Source organism: Vibrio qinghaiensis (assembly GCF_002257545.1).
GTDB classification, from domain to species: domain Bacteria; phylum Pseudomonadota; class Gammaproteobacteria; order Enterobacterales; family Vibrionaceae; genus Vibrio; species Vibrio ordalii.
The window spans coordinates 990,114-1,011,942 of sequence record NZ_CP022741.1 but is presented as its reverse complement, the minus strand read 5'-3'; the positions used below and the strand labels follow the sequence as shown (position 1 = coordinate 1,011,942).

Annotated in this window: 17 protein-coding genes; 7 read left to right on the top strand and 10 right to left on the bottom strand. The window is 42.7% G+C overall.

Features of this window, described 5'->3' with window-relative positions; genetic code table 11:
* The first annotated feature begins 3 nt into the window (after positions 1-3).
* The 3 genes from mfd to CCZ37_RS04730 all read left to right on the top strand — a co-directional run bounded on the left by mfd (position 4) and on the right by CCZ37_RS04730 (position 6,744).
* On the top strand, positions 4-3,465 hold the full coding sequence (gene mfd / locus CCZ37_RS04740; RefSeq protein ID WP_094499882.1) for a transcription-repair coupling factor: 3,462 nt from the start codon (positions 4-6) through the stop codon (positions 3,463-3,465).
* A 28-nt stretch (positions 3,466-3,493) separates the two neighbouring features.
* Positions 3,494-4,264 (top strand): peptidoglycan binding protein CsiV, encoded by a 771-nt coding sequence (locus tag CCZ37_RS04735; RefSeq protein WP_094499881.1) that lies wholly within the window; start codon positions 3,494-3,496, stop codon positions 4,262-4,264.
* Between the two features lie 410 nt (positions 4,265-4,674).
* Positions 4,675-6,744, top strand: coding sequence for a beta-prism lectin domain-containing protein (locus CCZ37_RS04730; RefSeq protein WP_094499880.1), 2,070 nt, complete (start codon positions 4,675-4,677; stop codon positions 6,742-6,744).
* A 114-nt stretch (positions 6,745-6,858) separates the two neighbouring features.
* Here CCZ37_RS04730 and CCZ37_RS04725 read toward each other — a convergent pair whose 3' ends face one another.
* The 7 genes from CCZ37_RS04725 to hinT form a co-directional block, all read right to left on the bottom strand.
* Positions 6,859-8,148: an NAD(P)/FAD-dependent oxidoreductase gene (locus CCZ37_RS04725; protein ID WP_094499879.1), complete on the bottom strand. Its 1,290-nt coding sequence runs from the start codon at positions 8,146-8,148 to the stop codon at positions 6,859-6,861.
* Positions 8,149-8,502: 354 nt separating this feature from the next.
* A complete protein-coding gene (ycfP, locus tag CCZ37_RS04720; RefSeq protein WP_010319703.1) occupies positions 8,503-9,045 on the bottom strand; it encodes an alpha/beta hydrolase YcfP in 543 nt (180 codons plus the stop codon).
* A gap of 101 nt (positions 9,046-9,146) precedes the next feature.
* Positions 9,147-9,998: a phosphotransferase gene (locus CCZ37_RS04715; RefSeq protein WP_010319704.1), complete on the bottom strand. Its 852-nt coding sequence runs from the start codon at positions 9,996-9,998 to the stop codon at positions 9,147-9,149.
* A 34-nt stretch (positions 9,999-10,032) separates the two neighbouring features.
* Positions 10,033-10,623 carry a penicillin-binding protein activator LpoB gene (gene lpoB, locus CCZ37_RS04710; RefSeq protein WP_010319705.1) on the bottom strand — a complete coding sequence of 197 codons (591 nt, stop codon included), beginning with the start codon at positions 10,621-10,623 and terminating at the stop codon, positions 10,033-10,035.
* A 22-nt stretch (positions 10,624-10,645) separates the two neighbouring features.
* Complete coding sequence (locus CCZ37_RS04705) at positions 10,646-11,035, bottom strand: YcfL family putative periplasmic lipoprotein (RefSeq protein ID WP_010319706.1); 390 nt, start codon at positions 11,033-11,035, stop codon at positions 10,646-10,648.
* Positions 11,035-12,426 (bottom strand): COG3014 family protein, encoded by a 1,392-nt coding sequence (locus CCZ37_RS04700; RefSeq protein ID WP_094499878.1) that lies wholly within the window; start codon positions 12,424-12,426, stop codon positions 11,035-11,037. Before CCZ37_RS04700 ends, CCZ37_RS04705 begins: the two co-directional genes overlap by 1 nt.
* 66 nt (positions 12,427-12,492) lie before the next feature.
* Positions 12,493-12,843: a purine nucleoside phosphoramidase gene (hinT, locus tag CCZ37_RS04695; RefSeq protein ID WP_010319708.1), complete on the bottom strand. Its 351-nt coding sequence runs from the start codon at positions 12,841-12,843 to the stop codon at positions 12,493-12,495.
* A gap of 357 nt (positions 12,844-13,200) precedes the next feature.
* Between hinT and CCZ37_RS04690 the strand changes: the two genes are divergently transcribed.
* Positions 13,201-15,192, top strand: coding sequence for a methyl-accepting chemotaxis protein (locus tag CCZ37_RS04690; protein WP_094499877.1), 1,992 nt, complete (start codon positions 13,201-13,203; stop codon positions 15,190-15,192).
* A 176-nt stretch (positions 15,193-15,368) separates the two neighbouring features.
* A complete protein-coding gene (locus CCZ37_RS04685; protein ID WP_094499876.1) occupies positions 15,369-16,529 on the top strand; it encodes a DUF1887 family protein in 1,161 nt (386 codons plus the stop codon).
* A 52-nt stretch (positions 16,530-16,581) separates the two neighbouring features.
* Here the strand turns inward: CCZ37_RS04685 and fadR are convergent, their stop codons facing one another.
* Positions 16,582-17,421, bottom strand: coding sequence for a fatty acid metabolism transcriptional regulator FadR (gene fadR, locus CCZ37_RS04680; protein ID WP_010319711.1), 840 nt, complete (start codon positions 17,419-17,421; stop codon positions 16,582-16,584).
* A gap of 655 nt (positions 17,422-18,076) precedes the next feature.
* Between fadR and nhaB the strand changes: the two genes are divergently transcribed.
* Both nhaB and dsbB read left to right on the top strand, forming a co-directional pair.
* Positions 18,077-19,663 carry a Na(+)/H(+) antiporter NhaB gene (nhaB, locus tag CCZ37_RS04675; RefSeq protein ID WP_010319713.1) on the top strand — a complete coding sequence of 529 codons (1,587 nt, stop codon included), beginning with the start codon at positions 18,077-18,079 and terminating at the stop codon, positions 19,661-19,663.
* Positions 19,664-19,739: 76 nt separating this feature from the next.
* A complete protein-coding gene (dsbB, locus tag CCZ37_RS04670) occupies positions 19,740-20,279 on the top strand; it encodes a disulfide bond formation protein DsbB (protein ID WP_033197439.1) in 540 nt (179 codons plus the stop codon).
* Positions 20,280-20,340: 61 nt separating this feature from the next.
* Here the strand turns inward: dsbB and bioD are convergent, their stop codons facing one another.
* Positions 20,341-21,027, bottom strand: a complete 687-nt coding sequence (bioD, locus tag CCZ37_RS04665; protein ID WP_208613928.1) for a dethiobiotin synthase — start codon at positions 21,025-21,027, stop codon at positions 20,341-20,343.
* Complete coding sequence (gene bioC, locus CCZ37_RS04660; RefSeq protein ID WP_010319716.1) at positions 21,024-21,827, bottom strand: malonyl-ACP O-methyltransferase BioC; 804 nt, start codon at positions 21,825-21,827, stop codon at positions 21,024-21,026. The genes bioD and bioC overlap by 4 nt, the downstream gene beginning before the upstream one ends.
* Between the last annotated feature and the right edge of the window lie 2 nt (positions 21,828-21,829).

Genomic DNA, 21,829 nt, shown 5'->3' with positions numbered 1-21,829 from the left:
CTCATGACTACACACTCTTTACTGACTCTGATTAAACCTGCTGGCGCGGGCGACAAAAAACACATTGGTAACCTACGTGGTGCAAGCCTAGCATTGGCAATTGCAGAACTGGCCAACCAGCATAATAGCCACACCTTATTGGCTGTACCTGATCCTCAAACCGCCTTAAAGCTGCAGCACGAAATTGAGCAGTTTAGTGACACCGAAGTAGCGCTGTTCCCTGATTGGGAAACTTTGCCTTATGATAATTTTTCGCCTCATCAAGAGATCATTTCTGATCGCATCGCACGCCTGTATCAATTACCGAGCTTGAAAACAGGCATTACCATTGTGCCTGTGAGCACCATATTACAGCGTCAAACGCCGCGAGAATTTCTGCTACAGCATACTTTAATGGTCAAAATCGGTGATCAATTTTCCTTAGATAAATTACGTCTTCAACTGGAAAAATCGGGCTATCGTCATGTTGATCAAGTGTTTGGCCCAGGCGAATATGCCAGCCGAGGTTCGATTCTTGATTTATTTCCAATGGGCAGCAGCGATCCTTATCGCATTGATTTTTTTGATGATGAAATCGACACCATACGCACCTTCGATCCTGAGAATCAACGCTCAATTGAAGAGATCAGCGAGATACGCTTACTGCCTGCTCATGAATTTCCCACCACAGAAAGTGCCATTGAAGATTTTCGCACCCGCTGGCGTCAACGATTTGAAGCGCGTCGCGAACCAGAATCAGTCTATATGCAAGTCTCAAAGGGGATTTGGCCCGCAGGTATTGAATACTGGCAACCGCTATTTTTTGAACACACCGAAACCTTGTTCGATTATATCGCGCCAGAAAGCCAACTGATTGTCGTAGGAAACATCGAAACAGCGATTGACCAGTTTTTAACCGACGTCGAATATCGTTACCAGCAGCGTAAAGTTGACCCTCTTCGCCCATTACTGCCACCTCACGAATTGTGGCTTAAAAAAGATGAGCTTTTTAGTCTTTTCAAAAACGTGGCTCAAATACAACTCAGCATCGAGCCGATTACCGAAAAGCAAGGACGAATCAATTTAGCGGTCAGTGCATTACCCGACTTGGCGGTTATGCATCAAAATAAAGAGCCTTTAGCCGCCATCCGGCAATTTAGTGAAAGTTTTAATGGGAAAATCATTTTTTCCGTCGAATCGGAAGGCCGTCGCGAAGCATTACTAGAACTATTGCAACGCGTAAAGCTGCGCCCTATCGAAAAAGAAACCTTCCACCAAGCGTGCCAAGCAAAAGAAAAGCTATGCCTAGTATTAGGAGCATCTGAGCACGGCTTTATTGATAACAATGCTAACTTAGCGTTTATCTGCGAAAGTGATTTACTCGGTGATCGTGTCATTCTTCGTCGTAAGAAAGATCGTAAAGTCACCAATAGTGACGCTATCATTCGTAACTTAGCCGAACTCAAACCAGGACAACCCGTCGTTCATATTGATCATGGTATCGGCCGTTATATCGGGCTACAGACACTTGAAGCGGGTGGCATGATGACCGAATACGTCACTCTTGAGTATCAAAATGAAGCCAAACTTTATGTTCCTGTCGCTTCACTAAATCTCATCAGCCGTTACTCTGGCGGCGCGGAAGAAAGCGCACCATTGCATAAACTCGGGGGTGAAGCATGGACTAAAGCACGACGAAAAGCGGCCGAAAGAGTCCGTGATGTCGCAGCAGAACTGCTGGATGTTTACGCTAAACGAGAGCTCAAACCGGGCTATAAGTTCGCTCTGGATCGTGGTCAATACGCGACCTTTAAAGCAGGTTTCCCATTTGAAGAAACTGATGATCAAAACACAGCCATCAATGCCGTACTCTCAGACATGTGTCAGAAAAAAGCGATGGACCGATTAGTGTGTGGTGACGTTGGATTTGGCAAAACAGAAGTCGCCATGCGCGCCGCCTTTGTGTGTACCGACAACAATAAACAAGTGGCTGTATTAGTGCCGACAACCTTACTCGCGCAGCAGCATTTTGAGAACTTTCGAGACCGATTTGCTAACCTGCCGATCCGTGTTGAAGTTTTATCACGCTTCAAATCAGCGAAAGAGCAAAAGCAGATCCTACAAGATGTCGCCGACGGCAAAGTCGACATTTTGGTTGGCACGCACAAACTGCTTTCCAGCGAGCTAAAATTTAGCGATCTTGGTCTTTTGATCGTTGATGAAGAACACCGTTTTGGCGTTCGCCAAAAAGAAAAAGTGAAAGCGATGCGTGCTGATGTGGATATTCTCACGCTGACGGCAACGCCGATTCCGCGTACATTAAACATGGCGATGAGCGGAATGCGCGATCTATCGATTATCGCCACACCACCCGCACGACGCTTAGCCATCAAAACCTTTGTGCGCCAACATGATGAGAGCACTATTCGAGAGGCTCTATTACGTGAAATCATGCGCGGTGGACAGGTTTATTTTCTACATAACCAAGTAGAAACTATCGACAAAGTCGCCGCCGATTTAGAAAAGCTGGTCCCTGAAGCTCGAATTACCGTCGCCCATGGACAAATGCGTGAACGTGAGCTGGAAAAAGTGATGAACGACTTTTATCACCAACGATTCAATGTATTGGTTTGCACAACCATCATTGAAACCGGGATTGATGTCCCAACCGCGAACACCATCATTATGGACCGAGCAGACAACCTTGGTTTAGCGCAGCTACACCAACTTCGTGGCCGAGTAGGACGCTCTCATCACCAAGCTTATGCTTACTTACTCACTCCACACCCTAAAGCCATGACTAAAGATGCCGTGAAACGTTTAGAAGCGATTGCATCTCTTGAAGATCTTGGCGCCGGTTTTACTCTAGCAACGCACGATTTAGAAATCCGTGGGGCAGGTGAATTATTGGGCGATGAACAGAGTGGTCAGATCCAATCAATTGGTTTTACTCTCTATATGGAGATGCTAGAGCAAGCGGTTGAAGCGCTAAAAAATGGCAAAGAGCCTTCCCTTGACGATTTGCTTCGTGAGCAAACTGAAGTGGAAATGCGTTTGCCAGCGCTATTACCCGATGATTACATTCCTGATGTAAATACTCGCCTCTCGATGTATAAACAGATAGCAAGTGTCGCTAGCCGGGATGAGCTCGCCGAGCTCAAAGTTGAGTTGATTGATCGCTTTGGTAAATTACCTGATGCTGCAAATAACTTACTCGGCGTAGCTGAAGTCAAAATTGATGCTGCACGAATAAAAGTGAAGAAAATCGAAGCACATGAAAAAGGCGGCTACATTGAGTTCTATCCAGATGCTGACATTAATCCCGTATTTTTGGTTAGACTTCTGCAATCACAACCGAAAAAATTTGCAATGGAAGGGCCAACTAAGTTTAAGTTTGCTGTACCATTAGCCGATAGACGTGAACGAATTCAATTTGTGTCGAGTATGCTCGGCGAATTCCAACAAAATCTAATGCCTAGAGCATAAATTACGCACAAAAAATGATGGAGCCATAATGAAAAAACTGATCCCACTCCTACTTTTGCTTATTTCGCTGCCAAGTCTGGCACAACGGCAATTTGACATAGAAGTGATCATTTTTAAGCGTGCAATTGATGCAGAGAAGGTCAGTGAGTCTTGGCCTAACTCACTACCAGAAATCAATATTCAACGCGCGGGTAGTTTTGGTGACTTAAGCTATCGCCAAGAAAAAGGCGTGAAAATGCTGCCTTTTTCAGACTACCAACTTAACGACCAAGCACAAAAACTGAAAAACCACGCCGGCTTTGAAGTGCTATTGCATACGGCTTGGCGTCAAGGTGATCAAGGCAGAGCTTCCGCACCGATTTTCCATATTCAGGCAGGTAAAGATTACTCGGCTAAATTCAATGCTGACGGTAGTGAAAAAGTGGCTGTACTAGAAGAATCGCCAGTGAACGGTGTACTAGAACAAAACATCGCGGGTCCTCTTTATGAACTCGACGGTAAATTGCAAATCTATGTGCAGCACTATCTTTATGCTGAAACTACGATCGACCTTAAAGCCCCGAGTGTGCGAGAAATCGTGCTCCAAAGTAAACCATTGGAGTTAGACATTACACCTGAAGAGCAAAATGCCGATGTTCAGCTTGGAAACCTAGAAGCCATCTCCCCAACGGTGGAAAAGGAAGAGTTTTTAAAGAGCTATCGGATGGACCAAAAACGCCGTATGCGCAGCAACGAAACCCACTATCTAGACCATCCATTAATGGGAATGATCATTCAAGTTCGCCGCGTTGCAGAATAAGGCCGAACAAAGCGCCCTGCTTGGGCGTTTTGTCTTCATCAACCACAAACATACAACTCACTAAATTTCTTCTCCTCGCCATTTATCTATGCATTGATTATTTTTATCCACTTTAATCATTGATCTCTCGATCATCGTTCTTTTTCTCGCCAATAAGGACTTCTTCTGATTTGAGCATAGTCAGTGCTCATTTATTTCATTAATGAGCGTTTCATTTTTAAGACCTCTCATTTATGAGAACCATATTGGATTGAATACCTTTAATTAAGCCTTGATAATCACTCCTAACTTGTGATGTGCAATATTCAATCCAAATTTCTGCAAAATTTCCGTAAAGCATGGCACTAGTTAACAACATCAATTTAAATCCGAATTTACACAAACATACATACTGAGAGAGATGTTAACTGATGACTTCTAATTTTTCGTTATGCGCGGTAGGGCTACTGTCAATAAGCAGTCTTGCTGTTGGCAGTATTGCAACCGCATCAAACCCTAATGAGATAAACACCCAATTAAAATGGTCTTGGCAAGGCAGTTCATTTAAACCTGAGTCTAACCAAGTTATGGCGGCACCTATCGTTGCTCAGTTAAATGATGATAATGGCGATGGCAAAATCGACGAGAATGATATCGCTGATATTATCGTTATTACTTTTGAAGGTAATAAATATACACAAGGTGGATTAGTTAGGGCATTAAGTGGTGTCGATGGCTCTGAGCTTTGGTCGTATGACAATGGTGGCATTATAGCCGATGCTCGCTATTCTCCTGCGGTTGCAGATCTTGATGGTAATGGTGTGGTTGAAATTGTCACAACGAGCACAATCAGCCCCTACATCAATATATTAGATAATGAAGGCCAAATAAAAAAACAAATCCTAAAGAGTGCTTCTGGATGGCGCTCGGTTGGCGCAATTTCACTATCTGATTTAAACAATGATGGTTCAATTGATATTCTCTCTGCCGATGGTGTTTATAATTACGATACTGGGCTGCAATTTAGTTTAGAGTGGGCTCCATCACCAATCAGTTTTGATGCCGATGGCGATGGTATCCAAGAAGTATTTTCAAACGGCGCTCTTTATAAAAGCGATGGCTCATTTACTTGGCAATATCAAGCGAATGATACGGTTTGGTTTTCTTCCGTTGCCAACCTAGATAGCGACAATAAACCAGAAATTGTGGTATCAGTTCCAGCCTCGAAAGGCTCTGCACAAAATAGTAGCTTTGCCGTATTAGAGCATGACGGCTCAGTAAAATGGGAGGTTAATAACCTTGAAAACCCTGGCGGTGGTGTACAAGCTATCTCTGATTTCCTTGGTAATGCAGCAACAAACTCTACCAATGAAATAGCTAAGTCCCCTGTTTATGGATATACCCATCTACATCACAGTCATCCAGTAAAAATAGCAGATGACAACCAACTTAAAATCCGCTCAGGAGATCTGATTGACGCTATTGGATCAACAGCCAGTAATATGGTGGGTGGTCAAGGCGGTTCACTGCATACTATTGATGCAAGCAAAGTCCGCTCTATCGATGTAACCTACGGCAAATATAAAACGTGGTGGACATATGGCGTACTCGAGATGGAATTCACTCTCAATGATGGTTCGAAAATAACGTTAGGTTCAAAAGACTCAGCCTTTAAATACCCAGCATTAGAGTGGCGAACCAAAGAAGTTCCATATCTTGGATTGGAGTGGAGAACAAAACAAGTTTCTTACTGGTTCTTTGGCTGGCATACCAAAACAGTTTCTTACCTAGCTCCTGTTTGGAAAACTAAAACGATTCCTTATGCTGTTGCCGTCATGAAGAGCAAAGCAACGACTGAACGATACACAGTCCCAAGCAATACCCAATTGGTAGGCTTAAATGTTTGGAGCAAACCAAAACCTATCTTTACCTTCAAAAAACACGTTAATGCAGTTCAGTTTGTTGTTGGGGAAAGCATTAATGATAGTTACCTGAACACCGGTATTGTCTATGCAGGTTATCATGCTGTCGATATGTATAATGCACAAGGTAGCAAAGTTTGGTCTGTAGCAAATGATGACTATAACAGCGGTAAAATTGGTGTTTCGGCTTACGATTTCACTGGTGATGGCATTGATGAAGTTATCGTACAAGATCTTCTGAGAGTCCGTATTCTTGATGGGCGCACAGGAGCAGTATTAGCAACGATTGCTAACTCATCGAACACCTTGTGGGAATACCCTGTTGTAGCTGATCTCGAAGGCAACAACAATGCATCGCTTATTGTGGTCGCAAATGATTATGCAAAAGAAAGCGCAATCAACCACGGTGTCTATGTTTATGAATCAGCCGATGCTCATAAACCATGGAGAAATGCAACGAGAATTTGGAACCAACATTCATTCCATTTCTCAAACATTAACCAAGATGGCTCAGTACCAACCAATGCTCAGCCTAGTTGGTTAACACATAACACCTATCGATCAAGTACCATTAAATAACTTGAATTTGATATAACATCCACCACCGCCCAAGGCGGTGGTTTAGGGATGATAACAAAAAGCCTCGCCTTTTAACAAAGGCGAGGCTTTTTTATGGCCAATACGCGGGGAAGATTAGTGAAGCTTTAGGTTTGGACGCAACACACGATTAATACGGCCAACTAACATCATCAACCCTGTTTTGAACATGCCGTGCAACGCCATTTGGTGCATGCGATACAAAGAAATGTACACTATGCGCGCAATACGACCTTCAACCATCATCGAGCCTTTGGTTAAATTACCCATTAGGCTACCAACGGTAGAAAAACGACTTAATGAAACCAACGAACCGTGATCTTTATAAACATACGGTTTGAGTTCACGCCCATTAAGCTTAGCGACAATATTCTTAAACGCTTGACTTGCCATTTGGTGCGCTGCTTGTGCACGAGGTGGCACAAAAGAACCATCGGCTTGCGTACATTGCGCTAAATCACCGATCACAAAAATATCGTCATCTCTTGTGGTTTGTAAGGTGTTTCTAACCACTAACTGATTAATGCGGTTTGTTTCCAAGCCAGCAATCTCTTTCATGAAATCCGGAGCTTTAATGCCAGCAGCCCACACCATAATATGAGCAGGAATCTTTTCGCCATCTTTAGTTGTTAGGCCATCCTTATCCGCTCGCGTGACCATAGTCGCAGTACGAACGTTGACACCTAATTTCGTTAATTCGCTGTGCGCAGCACTAGAAATACGAGGTGGAAGAGCGGGCAGAATCCGCTCACCCGCTTCCACAAGGTTAACATTCAGTTTGCTTGAATCAAGATCGCCAAAACCATAAGTCCGCAGCTCTTTTACTGCATTATGTAGCTCTGCAGATAATTCAACACCCGTTGCACCTGCGCCAACAATCGCAATATCAACTGTACCGTTACCATTTTTCGCATGAAGTTTTAGAAACTCATTGTTCATTTCAGTACGAAAACGATTTGCCTGTTCAGGGCTATCCAAGAAGATACAATGCTCACGAACTCCTGGGGTATTAAAATCATTAGATGTTGAGCCAATGGCCAGAACAAGAATGTCATATTCCAATTCACGGCTTGGCATTAACAGTTCACCGTGCTCATCTTGCAATTCACTAAGAACAATCACTTTGCGTTCACGATCGATATCTGCAAGGCTACCCATTTGGAAATCAAAACGATGATTTTTTGCGTGAGCGCGATAGCTTAGCGCATCAACTCCTTCATCTAATGAACCCGTTGCCACTTCATGCAATAACGGTTTCCATAAGTGGCTTGCTTTACGATCTACTAACGTAATTGCTGCGCGATTTTTACGGCCAAGAGTGCGACCAAGCTTAGTCGCGAGCTCTAAACCACCCGCGCCACCACCGACTACGATAATTCGTGTCACAACAATAATCCTCAAAAAAGAAATAAACATGATTCAGTGTGAAATCTCACACTGAAGGAATTCTCAGCAATGCGCTTGCTTCAGATAAAGCTTGTTCAGTAAATAGAGCTATCTTCGCAACACGTTTTATTAGGATAAATGCATATAACTACACACAAATTAGGCAAATTTAAGATTTGCTCTCAATTTTTTTTGATATTTATCAAAATATTTATAATTCAGTCATTATATAGGGCAAAACTCGCCATGCAACCAAAGAATACCGTAAATTCATTATCACTGACGGGCAGATAGACCATGAAAAAACGGCTTACATTGGTAAGCCGTTTTTTGATTGAGTAGATAAGCGGATGCTTAGTTTGATTCTTTAAATTCCTTAATCGCTTGCAAGTGCTGCGAGATTTTTTTGAACTTATGACTTTGGGTTTCATCCCAAATGATGGGATAGTAGTTTTCCAGCGCTATTGCTGTTTTACTATTGTCATGAATTTCATCCTCTTTAGACAAAATCACCAAACAGCGACCTTTATTTTTTACCCGGTATTGCTCCACACATTTAGTCGCAATATCTTCGTACTCTTCAGGGCGGTCGATGCGTCCAGTCATATTCGTTTCCGGGTGCAAGTTAGGATTAAACACCACTTGCTTAATTCCGCATAAGAATCCAATCCGCTCAGACCAGAAGCCACCAAGGCCAACGCCACAAATGATAGGATGTGGATCATCACACTGTTCTATCACTTTATGCACCTCTTTCAGCAGATGCTGCATATCATGCTTTGGGTGTTGTGTACTGTAGCTAATAAAACGGACATCGCTGTCAATGAATTGCAACTGCAGTATTTTTTCATGGTTTCCTGGGCTTGTTGAATCAAAACCGTGCAGATAGATAATCATAATAATTTCCCCATTCCTTGAGGTTTTTAATCTACCACGAAGATTGTGGTTTAAAAGAATTTAACCTTAATTTACTGCAACAAAACGACGAAACAGTGATCCTAGCTACATAATGTGTTTTTTAGTTGCTCGGCTTGTTGATGATAATAATCATCACCCCATAATTGATGCGCAAGAAGATACCACAACATGGCCATCATCGTTGCTCTTGGATGCCAAGCCATTACGCCTTCCACCCAATCATCAACTCCTGAAATCTCACGCAATTGACAATAGCGATAGACCGCTTCTAGTGGCTTTTCTTTTGTAATATCAATACTTAAAGCCAGATCGAGCCGAGGGTCTGCTATTGAAGCGTATTCCCAATCAATCACGCGGTTACCTTCATCGGTTTTGACCATATTGTAACCAGCCAAATCAAAGTGACACAACGCCTGACCAACATCAGCAAGGTTAGGTGCGGTGCGCCAACGTTGGTATAACGCTAAAAAGTCATCACTTTTGTACTCAGTTTTGAGCTGTAGCCAATAATGATCAACACGAGCGATAAAACTAAAAGGAGCAACAGGAATACGTGCAGTAATAAGATTGTGGATCTTTATCTGTGTTTTAAGCAGTGAATCGAAAGCTAACCCGCCCGTCAGCGGCTCCCCCTCAATCCATTCAACCAATAAGCCTTGATCATTAATAGAAAGTGGTTTGGGACCTAAATGGGATGATTCGATAGCAGATAAGATTTGATATTCTTGGAAACGTGAAATAGAAAAGGCTTGAGTGATCGGCGTATTAGGCCGCCAAACGAAGTTCTGCTCCCCACTCACGATCTTCCAGCAACGGTTAGTTAACCCACCAGTTAATGTTTGAGCATAGTCAGGAGGAGCGGAGAAGAAGCCTTCTAACGAGGTTAACGTAGGATCAAGCTGACAAGCTTCGCGCCAAGACATTCTCGCCATAAGGGCCTCTTCTCTTCATTACTCTGCTTTATGATTAAAATCCGAGCAAACTTTTAGACTGTTGCTTACGAATTTCGGTTTCATCTGCCCATTCTATAAGACCTGTTTGCAAATCCATTAAACGCATCGTCATTTTGTAATAGACGTCTTTATCGCTACCGGCATTTTTTACAATACTCGACAAGTTGCCATACAGCATATATTGCGCGCCAACCATTTTACCAAACTGAATAGCAGTACTTTGATTGACCAACTCATCGTTATTTTGGAAATTAAGCTGTTCGCGAACAGCCTCAACACGATCCATATCCACAAAACGGAACTTGCCTGAGTTCAACATTTTAGTACTAATGGTATCGGTAATGGATTCCGTATCAATGTGCTCACTGGTTTTATTTTTGATTCGCTCGACAAACACAATAGGACGCGAATCACGAGTGATGGCAGCAACCGAGCCGGACATCATCATGCTATCAACCATTTCCCCGGCAATTTTTTGTAAGTCTGTTGACCCGAAATCAACTGTCGTCGTTTCAACGGATTGTGCATCTCCGTAGCTGACTTTATTTGAACAGCCGCCCAAAATGACAGCGAGTCCTAGCAATGCGATAATACTTTTGTTCATATTGGTTCCTTACTTTCCCAATTTAATTATTTGACCCACGGATCTGTACGCGAAACTGTTTTCCATTTGGATTGACCGAAATCTCCGACAACGACAGCGTCTCCATTCCACTGATGATTTTTTGCTTCCAAGGACTTTGTCTATTATTGACTTCCAGTCCATCGTCGTCGTACCAAGAAAAACGATACTCGATCATTTGGTCACCTTGGTAATGACTCACTAAACGAACAAGCCCCCTTGTATGGCCATCCACTTGGTTAGTTGCAATGTCTTCAACAACTAAGCGATTACCCAATACATTGTCACCAAACAGCACTTTCTGCGAAGCACCATCAACTCTTAATCCTGCGGTATTTTCAGCACATCCAATCAATGAGAATGTGACTAACAACCCCAATATCCACTTTTTCATTACAATCTTCCTAGTTGTTTATGCCAGATGGTTGAATGACGTCCTTGACGAGAAATCCACACCAAAGTAGTTCCTTTTTCCGGTACAGAAAACTGATATTCTTGCTCTCCCACCCTTATCCGTTGCTCGCCTGCATTGACTTGCAGACTGGCCGTTTGCACCAGCCCTGGCAGCGTTAGCCAACTGCGCGTATCGGGCTGCTCTGTTAGCAGATTCCAAACGTTGAAGACTAAATTACCAACATTGTCATCTTTGGCCGCTTCCTTGCGCAATTGATCTTTCGCCAGCACCCTCAACGCTTGCCTTATTACTATAGAGGGCATTTTCTCCGACAAGTTTCGGCTTGCCATTAAATTCACATCCGCCAATAAATGAGACGTAAGTACTTTGTCATTCATCTTTAGCGATGAAAATGATTCAACGGATGTATTAGGATAATAAGGTAAGGCGAGAGAATACAATGCGCCATTTCCTCTGCTGTCATACAAGGGTAAAGATTGACGCCAGCTATCTAAGGCTTTCACCACACTCTGCTCTTCTATTATAAGCACACGACCTTGAGAAGCCGTCAGTGAATGAGATTTCCCGTAGCGTTTCTCTAATTGGATTAGGTCTTCTCTCATCCCTAATCGTTTCGCAACGCGTAATGTCCCCTCTATAACCTCGATATTATCGGGAGTGACGGCCAAAGCGCGTCGGTAGTCGACATAAGCACTGTTAACATCACCAGAGGCTTCATAAAGTAAAGCAGAAAGGTAAAAAAGGTAACCATTCTGCACCGCCTGCAAAGCTTTTCCTGCATCAGGGTAGTTTGCTAATACGCTGCCTAAGTTTGGTGTCACACCTTGTGATTTTAGCTCTTTTTGCGCCTTTTCAAGTTCCGCTTCTCTAGCCTGCCTTGCTTGCTCTTGTACCTGATTCGCTCGCCGAACTTCAACCAGAGCACCATCCAAATCATTCTGCTGTAGATAATTCAGACTGAGATAAAGATGTAAAAAACCAAGTTCATAATCAGCGGGAACGTATTCCATTAAATTATCATTAACCGCTAACGCGCCAATACTGGTTGCCGTATCACTCAATGAAATCAAAGCTTTGTCTTGTTGGACTTTAACCGCAGAGTCAGTCAATTCGAAGCTACGCTTGCTCTCTACATAGTGCTGATTAAGAAAATAGACACGACCTTTTTCTAAGTTATCCAGAATGTCACCCGCGACAAACTCTGCAAGCTCATCCTGAGCTTCCTGATATTGGCCTGATTTAACCGATTGATAAACACTACCATTTTGAGCACTATAATGGCTAAACAGGTTCCCCGCTGAAAAATTGGCGCAGGCATTGAGAAAAAAGGGCGATAACAAAACGGTAATATGTCGCACGTAACGCTTCACTCAATACTCCATATGTAAATCAGTAATGTGAATCGAGCGCCCAATGGTCGCTGGGCGCCCCGTGCATTAGCTCATCAAAAGCGGCCCCAATGGGCGACCGCCAACTAAATGCATATGAATATGGTAAACCTCTTGGCCGCCATGAGCGTTGCAATTCACGATCAAGCGATAGCCATCTTGTGCAATGCCTTCTTGTTGAGCGATTTTTTTTGCCACTGTAAACATACGTCCCATAGCCGCTTCATGTTCAGGTTCAACATCGTTGGTCGTCGGAATAAACGCATTGGGAATGATAAGAATATGGCTAGGTGCTCTAGGGTGAATGTCCCGAAAGGCGGTAACTAAATCATCTTGATAGAGGATATCTGCAGGAATTTCTTTACGGATAATTTTACTAAAAATGGTTTCTTCAGCCATGAAATACTCCACTAGTGAATAGGCCTACGCAGTCACATCAAAGTACATGAGATCGAGATAAGTGGTTCGAGGCCAATACCTAAATGGCCCACGACAACATATCGACAACCGATAGAACTGACACTAATTTGACCTTAATGCTACTGAATATAATAGGCGTGTAGTTGGATTTGAGTATGCGTTAACCCTGTCAAAAGCTCAATAAAAAACACCATACGCGTAGCATAAATGACAGAATACTAATATAAAAAATGCGTTTTGCCAGATCCGTCATAAAATGCACGTCTCACATTCAATACAATGCTGATTATTTTGTTATTTTTTAAAACAAAACACTATTTTTCTAGGGAGAGGATTATGAAGGGTTCAGTGATTAGGCGAATGTACGCTGGTTTCACACTGATCATCATCATGTTTGCAGTAACGACCGCCATTATGATGGGAGGAATGAATCAAATTCATTCTAATTTTGAAAGTGTATCAACTACCGCCTTACCGCTCGTTTCTTTGTCAAACAAAACAAGTGTTCAACTGCTTTCTGCCGATAAATCTTTTAAGGATTTTTTGACGACACAAAACCAAGATCGCATGAATGTGATGCGTTCAGAATTTGCTAAAGCAAAACAAGATTTTGCTGACGTGCTAAACCAGCTCCAACAAGCAAGTAGAATGAACCCCTCTCTTGAAGAGCGGATAAGCCAACTTAAACAGATGGAACTCCGCTACTTTTCCGAAGCAGAGCAAGCCATGAATAATTATCAGGCGATGTTTGAGGCGCAAGCTCAAGTGCAAAAATCAACTCGTGAATTTCAAAGACTTCATGCTGATTTAAGCACAGGAATGAAAGATTTTGTCGATGGACAAAATAGTATTTCCATTAAAGTCATGGCGAAAAGTTATTTCATTAAATTGAAAGATGCGGAATTAATCACTTCAGACGCCTTGGCCAGTTCGGATGTCGCCTTTGTTGACAAAGCCGTCACCATGAATAAAAAAGCGGTCACGCACCTCAACTACGCTTACCGAGGCTTATCGACCCAGCTACCTGAACTGAAAAACTCATTTGATGATCTCGTCCAAAAGTTCTCTCAAGATATTGGGCAAAAGGGTGGTGTGCTTGATCAACACAATAGTTACTTACTAGCAAAAAAAGCCCTTTATGAAAACATTGCGAATTTGGCCATCGAGATCGATAAGGCAATGACAATTTTAGACTCTTTTAACGATACTGCGACCGACGGTTTAAATGCATCTCTGCGAGAAGCGGGAGAAGTCTATAAGCAAGGAGTTATTAAGGCGATCGTGATTGGTATTGCGGTTGTGTTAGTGGCTACGGGTATTGGTTACCACATTGCGCAAAGTGTTCGTGAGCCGTTACATCGTATACTCAAAACTCTAGAAGGGCTGACAAAAGGGGATATGACACAACGCATTGAAATTCGTTACAACAATGAGTTTAGTCGCTTAAGTGGCCACATCAATTCGCTAGCAGATAATTTGCACCATATTTTGGTACAGTTGAATGATGCTTCTGAAAATTTAACCAACACAGCAAGCCATAACCAAACTACCTCTTCAAAAGCGCAGTCACAACTCAGCACCCAACGTGAGCAAACTGCAAGCGTGGCAACCGCAATGACGGAAATGGCTCATTCAGTACAAGAAGTAGCGCAAAGTGCTCAGAGCTCGCTAGCGATGGTGCAGAAAGTTGAATCGGCTTCTGAATCTGGCCGTAAAATTATGAGTGACAATATCACCACCATTAATCAACTTGAGACTCGCTTAAATCAATCGGTTGATGCCGTCGGTGAGTTAAAAAAGATGAGCAGCCAAATTGGTTCTATCTTGGATGTAATTCGTAACATTGCAGAACAAACCAACTTATTGGCGCTCAATGCCGCGATCGAAGCTGCTCGAGCCGGAGAGCAAGGCCGCGGGTTTGCAGTCGTAGCTGACGAAGTTCGAGTGCTCGCAAAACGTACGACAGATTCAACGTCTGAAATTGAAAGCATGATCAGCAACTTGCAATCTAGCTCATCTTCTGCGAGTACTGTTATTGAAAGCTGCATGACTGATATGGAACTTTCTGTCGAGCAAGCATCAACGGCGAATAGCGCAATGGAGGAAATCCAAGCGTTAATTCTAGAAATCAGCCAGATGAGTACTCATATTACACAGGCGGCTGCCGAACAAAGTGAAACAACCGGTGACATTGCGCATAATATTGAGGATATCAATTTGATCGCAGACCACAGCTATCAAGCTATGTCTCAAATTGCACAGGCAAGCGTCAATCTAACTCAGCTTGCTAATCAGCAGAATGAATTGGTGCATCGCTTTAAATTGTGAGTAAGCGTTAACGAGCTCAATTCCACTTGTTAGTAGCGTGTGAATTATTACCCAAGGGCGACTTTTTATTTAAAGTCGCCCTTGTTTTTTCTATGTCGCATCGTTATATGATAACTATCGGCTTGCGCATTATTATCTATCTCCTACTCTTTGCAAGCCAAACATGAGGATGATCTATGGCTGTTCATGTTGGCATTATCGACCAAGACCCTATTCGCTTGGTTACTCCCCTGCTTGATAATCGAACGGTAAGTTCACACATTGTCTTCATCGGTGATCAAGGCCAGGAGTCAATGTATTTACGCTTACACTCTGTGTTGAGTCAGCGTGATATCACTTCTGAGTTTTTTGAAATCCCATCGGGTTCCAATACCTCAGCAATCAAACAAGCTATCCAGCTTTTAGCAGAAGATTTGAAAGTCAGATACGACGAAGTCAAACTGAACGCAAGTTGTGGTTTGAGACATCGTTTATTATCCGTTTATGAGGTTTTCCGTAGCTACCAGTGGCCTATTTTTGTCGTCGAACCAAATAGTGATCAACTGTGTTGGCTTTATCCAGACGGCCAAAATGATACCCAAGTGCAAGACCACATCACCATTTCAGACTACTTAACCATTTTTGGTGCACGGGGTGAATTTATTGAACATCATATTCCGCCACAGCTTGACCAAAAACTTTACGAACTCGGCGAGCGTTGGGCAAGTCATGCATTAGAGTTGGGCCCAGGTTTAGCCACATTAAACTATTTAGCAACGACGTGCCGCAAAGAACAACGACTAGATGTTGCTCTTTCAGAAAAACAACAAGGCTATCGTGAACTTCATATTCTGTTGACCGATCTGGTCGAAGCACAAATCGCCACCTATCAAAATGGCATTTTAACCTTCGCCAACGAAGATGCGCGCCGATTTTCCAATGGAGAATGGTTAGAAACATTAGTGCACAGTACAATAAGACAGATCCAAGATGATATGCCAACCATTCAAGATCGCTCTTTAAATGTTCAAGTCTACCGTCAATTAGGTGAGCGAGAAGTCAGAAATGAACTCGATGTCGCTACAGTGGTGAATAACAAACTGCATATTATTGAATGTAAAACGAAAGGTATGCGTGATGACGGCGATGATACGCTTTATAAGCTAGAATCATTACGTGATTTGCTTGGTGGACTACAAGCTCGCGCTATGCTCGTGAGCTTTCGTCCACTCCGACATAATGACATTACGCGTGCAGAAGATTTAGGGTTAGCCTTAATCGGCCCAGATGAACTGAAAGATTTAAAATTACATTTAACCGCTTGGTTTAAAGAAGCGGGTGGTAACGAAGATATCTAACCTACAAAAAAAGCCCGTTTCATACGGGCTTTTTTACAGTAAAACGAATTTTCTAATGATCATCTTCTGTAAAATTTGTCGGTAACGTAGTTTTCATTTGATTCCATATGTGAGCGCTGTCAATGCCGTAATGACGGATCACAATCGGCAACTGCTCACGATTGCCACTTTCACATACTGCTAATAATTCACGGTAAAACTGCAAGGCTAACTCGCGTGCTTCTGGATTAGAAAAATAATAGCTGCCAACTCGGTCATATAATTTCTTTAGCCCATTAAAAATCAAACCATAAATTTGATTTCCTGAGTGAAACGCTAAACGCTGAAATAACATGTAATCGTAAAAGTTAAAGGTTTTCGCAATCAATATTTGCTGACGTTTATATTCGTCTTTTTCACCATCATCTTTAATATGCTGTTGGATTTTCTGTGCATAAGGAGATAACTCCATAAAAGAATCCCAAGATTTGGCACTTAATAGTGCTTCACAGCTTTCGATAACATTAGTAATAGTGCGTTCGGCAGGCTCTTTGTTCACTTTAAATGCATAACGCATAAATATGGGGCTAATATTTGTCCGAGCCGCAAGTAAGTCTTCCACAATACTGGTAGCATTTTCAGCATCGAGCGTCATTAATGTATCTAAGATGTGTAAGCCGGAAGTTTCCATAAATTGGTTTACTTTTGTTGGTTTGCCATGTTGTATAGTCAACCAACCATCACGGGCTAAGCGTTGTAATACTTCTCGAAGCGTTGTACGTGTTACACCAATTAATTCTGAAAGTTCGCGCTCTGCTGGTAAGATAGAACCTGGTGCAAAGCGACCATTCCAAATGCTCTCAATTATGTATTTTTCAGCAAAACCTGCTGGGCTTTTTGCCTTAATAACCATTAAGTACTTATCCAGTTTTCTATTTATTTGGGTCGAATGGGACTCATCATACCACTAGTTGAACGTTATCGGAAACAAACCATCCGCGAAGTTATTACAGACAAAATAGAGTTTTAACTCGAATTAAGAGTTCTTGTTTATGGACAATACCTAATCAATGAAATGGTGATTTTTATCAACTTACCCAAAAAAATCATTCATAACTATATATAAAATAAAGAGATTCAAGTCACATTAATAAACTTAAAACAGTCAATTTAAGCTTGCAAAATTGGCTCTTTTTAGTCATTTAGATGCCAATTACCTTAACCCCACTTCGAAATACGACTCAGAGTGAATTTTTCACAACTCTTATGCTATACTTACCCAACTTTGATCGCGTTTTTGACCAAAAAATCGGTAAGTGTTTTATCAATAACCTGATTGTTATTGACTAAAAAAGCTTGCGGAGTAGAGTGACGGTCGAAGTAAGGATTGCTTGTCTCACTCAAGGAGTGTCTTGGTAAAACCATAATCCCTAAACGGCTTATTGTTTCACTATAACATTGCCGATAGATACTATCTTCGTGTTTAACACGTTCTATTTGGCCACTTCACATAATGAATTAAAGATAAGCTGACAGCGTCTATCATCTCAACAGTAAGAGAACTACCCATGCCGATGTCCCTCGGAAGCGCTTTTCTCAAGAACTTTCTTGGTAAAGCCCCTGACTGGTACAAAGTTGCCATTATTGCTTTTCTCATTATCAACCCGATTGTTTTCTTTTTGATCGACCCATTTATTGCGGGTTGGCTACTTGTGGTTGAATTCATTTTCACCCTAGCGATGGCTCTCAAATGTTATCCGCTACAACCTGGCGGCTTACTGGCTATCGAAGCTATCGCCATTGGGATGACCAGTGCAGAGCAAGTAAAACATGAACTTGTGAATAATATCGAAGTTCTATTGCTACTGGTATTTATGGTCGCTGGTATCTATTTCATGAAACAGCTATTGCTGTTCATTTTTACCAAAATACTTCTCGGAATACGTTCAAAAGCGATGCTTTCAGTCGCCTTTTGCATTACCGCGGCCTTCCTGTCCGCCTTTTTAGACGCATTAACGGTTATCGCAGTGGTCATCAGTGTCGCTGTTGGCTTTTACTCGATTTATCACAAAGTCGCATCAGGCCAAGTGACACCCGCTTATGATCATACTCAAGATGAGCACATTTCAGAGCTAACACGTGACGACCTAGAAAATTATCGTGCGTTTTTGCGCTCACTACTGATGCATGCTGGTGTGGGTACGGCTTTAGGCGGAGTAATGACTATGGTCGGTGAGCCACAAAACTTGATCATCGCCGATCAAGCAGGTTGGCTTTTTGGCGAGTTTATCATTCGTATGTCTCCAGTAACCGTACCTGTTTTCCTTTGCGGTATTGTGACCTGTGTACTGGTCGAGAAACTAAAGTTATTTGGCTATGGTGCTGAATTGCCTGCTAACGTTCGTCAAATTCTAGTCGATTTTGATGCGGTTGAGCGTAAGAACCGAACCAACCAAGATGTTGCAAAGCTTTGGATTCAAGGTGCGATTGCAGTCTGGTTAATTGTTGGTTTGGCACTGCACTTAGCCGCAGTAGGCTTAATTGGCCTTTCCGTTATTATCTTAGCGACAGCCTTTACCGGTGTGATAGAAGAACATTCACTAGGTAAGGCATTTGAAGAAGCCCTACCCTTTACGGCGCTGCTGGCGGTTTTCTTTTCCATCGTAGCCGTAATTATCGATCAACACCTATTTAAACCTGTGATTGACTCTGTATTACATGTCGAAGATAAAGGGGCTCAGCTTGCTCTCTTCTATGTCGCCAACGGGCTTTTGTCGATGGTTTCTGATAACGTTTTTGTCGGCACTGTCTACATTAATGAAGTCAAAACGGCTCTATTGGAAGGTGTTATCACGCGTGAACAATTCGATTTACTAGCTGTTGCGATTAATACCGGCACTAACTTACCTTCAGTAGCAACACCAAACGGTCAAGCCGCTTTCTTATTTTTGTTAACGTCAGCACTTGCACCATTGATCCGCCTCTCTTATGGCAAAATGGTCATTATGGCTCTGCCCTATACGATCGTGTTGGCCTTAGTTGGCCTGTTTGGCATTGTCTTCTTAGTTGAACCCATGACTGCGCATTTTTATGACTTAGGGTGGATTACGCACCATTCAGCCAAAGCGGTTCAAGTCATCTCTGCCGGGCATTAAAATATTCGGTTGATAATGAAACTTATCTAAGTTAAAAAGCTCTGAACTATCAGGGCTTTTTACTCTTTAACAGGTATTGAATGTGACTTTTTTTACTACTCTGAAGCTATTCTCCCAATCGAGAAAATCTTGGACTTTATTGCTCCTTTTTGTGGTTTTTTTTGAGGCTTGTGCGCTTTTCTTTCAGCACATCATGATGCTCGCACCGTGTGTGATGTGCATTTATGAACGTGTGGCGATGCTAGGAATTGGCGGAGCCGCTCTGTTTGGCTTAATCGCACCCAATAATCCGATTGTGCGTTGGATTGGGCTCGTTGCTTGGGGAGCCAGTGCTTATAAAGGTTTGACCTTAGCTCTGCAACATGTGGATTACCAATTCAACCCTTCTCCTTTTGCCACTTGTGATTTGTTTGTCACTTTCCCAAGCTGGGCACCACTCAATCAATGGGCACCTTGGATGTTCGAAGCTTACGGTGACTGTTCGAAAGTGGTATGGCAATTTTTAACGCTTTCAATGCCACAGTGGCTAGTGGTCATCTATGCTGCTAACTTGCTGGTGCTCGCTTTTATTGTTTTAGCTCAGTTCGCGAAAACCCCCGTCAATAAGCTGCGGTAATAACCTGCTTGATCAAAAAAGGCATCTCGCTAAAAGATGCCTTTTGGCTGATTCACATCGCTCACTCTAACGCAAGCAGCGGATCAACATTAATATACTTACCAATTTGTTGCCGTTTTACCGTTGGCACATAGGGTATTTCACCAAGCTTAGGCGCTGGAATGCGCGATTCCAACATTGCAATAATTTCAGCGTAATGCTCAGTTCCTGGGTTCACTCGGTTGGCTACCCAGCCAACAATCTTCAACCCGTCGGCAATAATACTTTCCGCTGTTAAAATTGCATGGCTTAAGCAACCTAGCTTAATCCCTACCACTAATACCACGGGTAGTTGTTCTTGTTTAACCCAAGTAGACAAGCAGTCGGTATCAGAGATCGGAACGCGCCAACCACCAGCACCTTCGATCAACACAATGTCAGCATTCGCTTTATGCTTAGCTAATTTGCTACTGAGTACGTCATAATCAATCTCGACGTGTTCATGTTTTGCGGCGATATGTGGTGATGTAGGGAGCGCTAAAGAATATGGATTCACATCACCATAGGGCATCTCTTTGGTTGCCGCTTTCATCAGATGTAATGCATCTGAGTTGCGTAAGCCAAATTCGGTTTTTTCGCTACCAGCGGCAACCGGTTTATAGCCAATAGTCACCAAATCCTTGGCGGCTAATGCTTGTAGAATCGCTTTTGAAGCGACCGTTTTTCCAACGTCGGTGTCCGTACCCGCAATAAAAAATGCATCAATCATCGATGTATAACCCCTAAACAAACCTGATAAGTTGCAGGTAGAAGACCTTGATGGTTTTGAAATGCTTGGTATGCCTGCTCAACTTGCAGTAGAGCCTTGCGGCTTGTTAACCCTTGTGAGCGTCCACTTACGTGATTTGCACCAATTCCTTTAAGATCTCTCATCAAGGACAAGGCTTTGTCATACCAAACTGTGATCGAAGGCAAGTCTAATTGATGGTGGCAACAGTGAGATTGCGCTAACGCAATTTTTACCTGATTGAGTGTGATGAAATCATTGACGTGTTGATGTGTATCAATTTTTGTCCACGCTTGTTTCAGTTCAAACAGCGAACCGTCCAATAATGTCGCAAAATAAGCCATCCCTTGTGGTTTCAATACGCGGTGAGTTTGTCGCAGTGGTAGAACAAGGTCATCACACCACTGCAGCGCTAAGCTAGAAAAAACGTAATCAAAAGAGCCGCTGGCGAAAGGAAGCGCCTCAGCATCTGCTTGATAGTAGGTGATACCAACATCACCACAACGTATTTTAGCTTGTACTAGCATCTCACTGGAGAGGTCAGCACATACCACATACGCCCCTCTACGTCGCAGTTGCTCTGAAAAATAGCCCGTACCACAACCAAGATCGAGCACTCTTTTTCCCACTAGATTGCGCGGCATTTTGTCCAACAAACGGTGTCCTACGTCACGTTGAAAAGCGGCATGTACATCATAATGCTTTGCCGCGCGGCTAAAAGAGTGGGCAATGGCGGCTTTGTCATGCAGCGTATTTATCTCTATCGCATGAGTTTGTGACATAT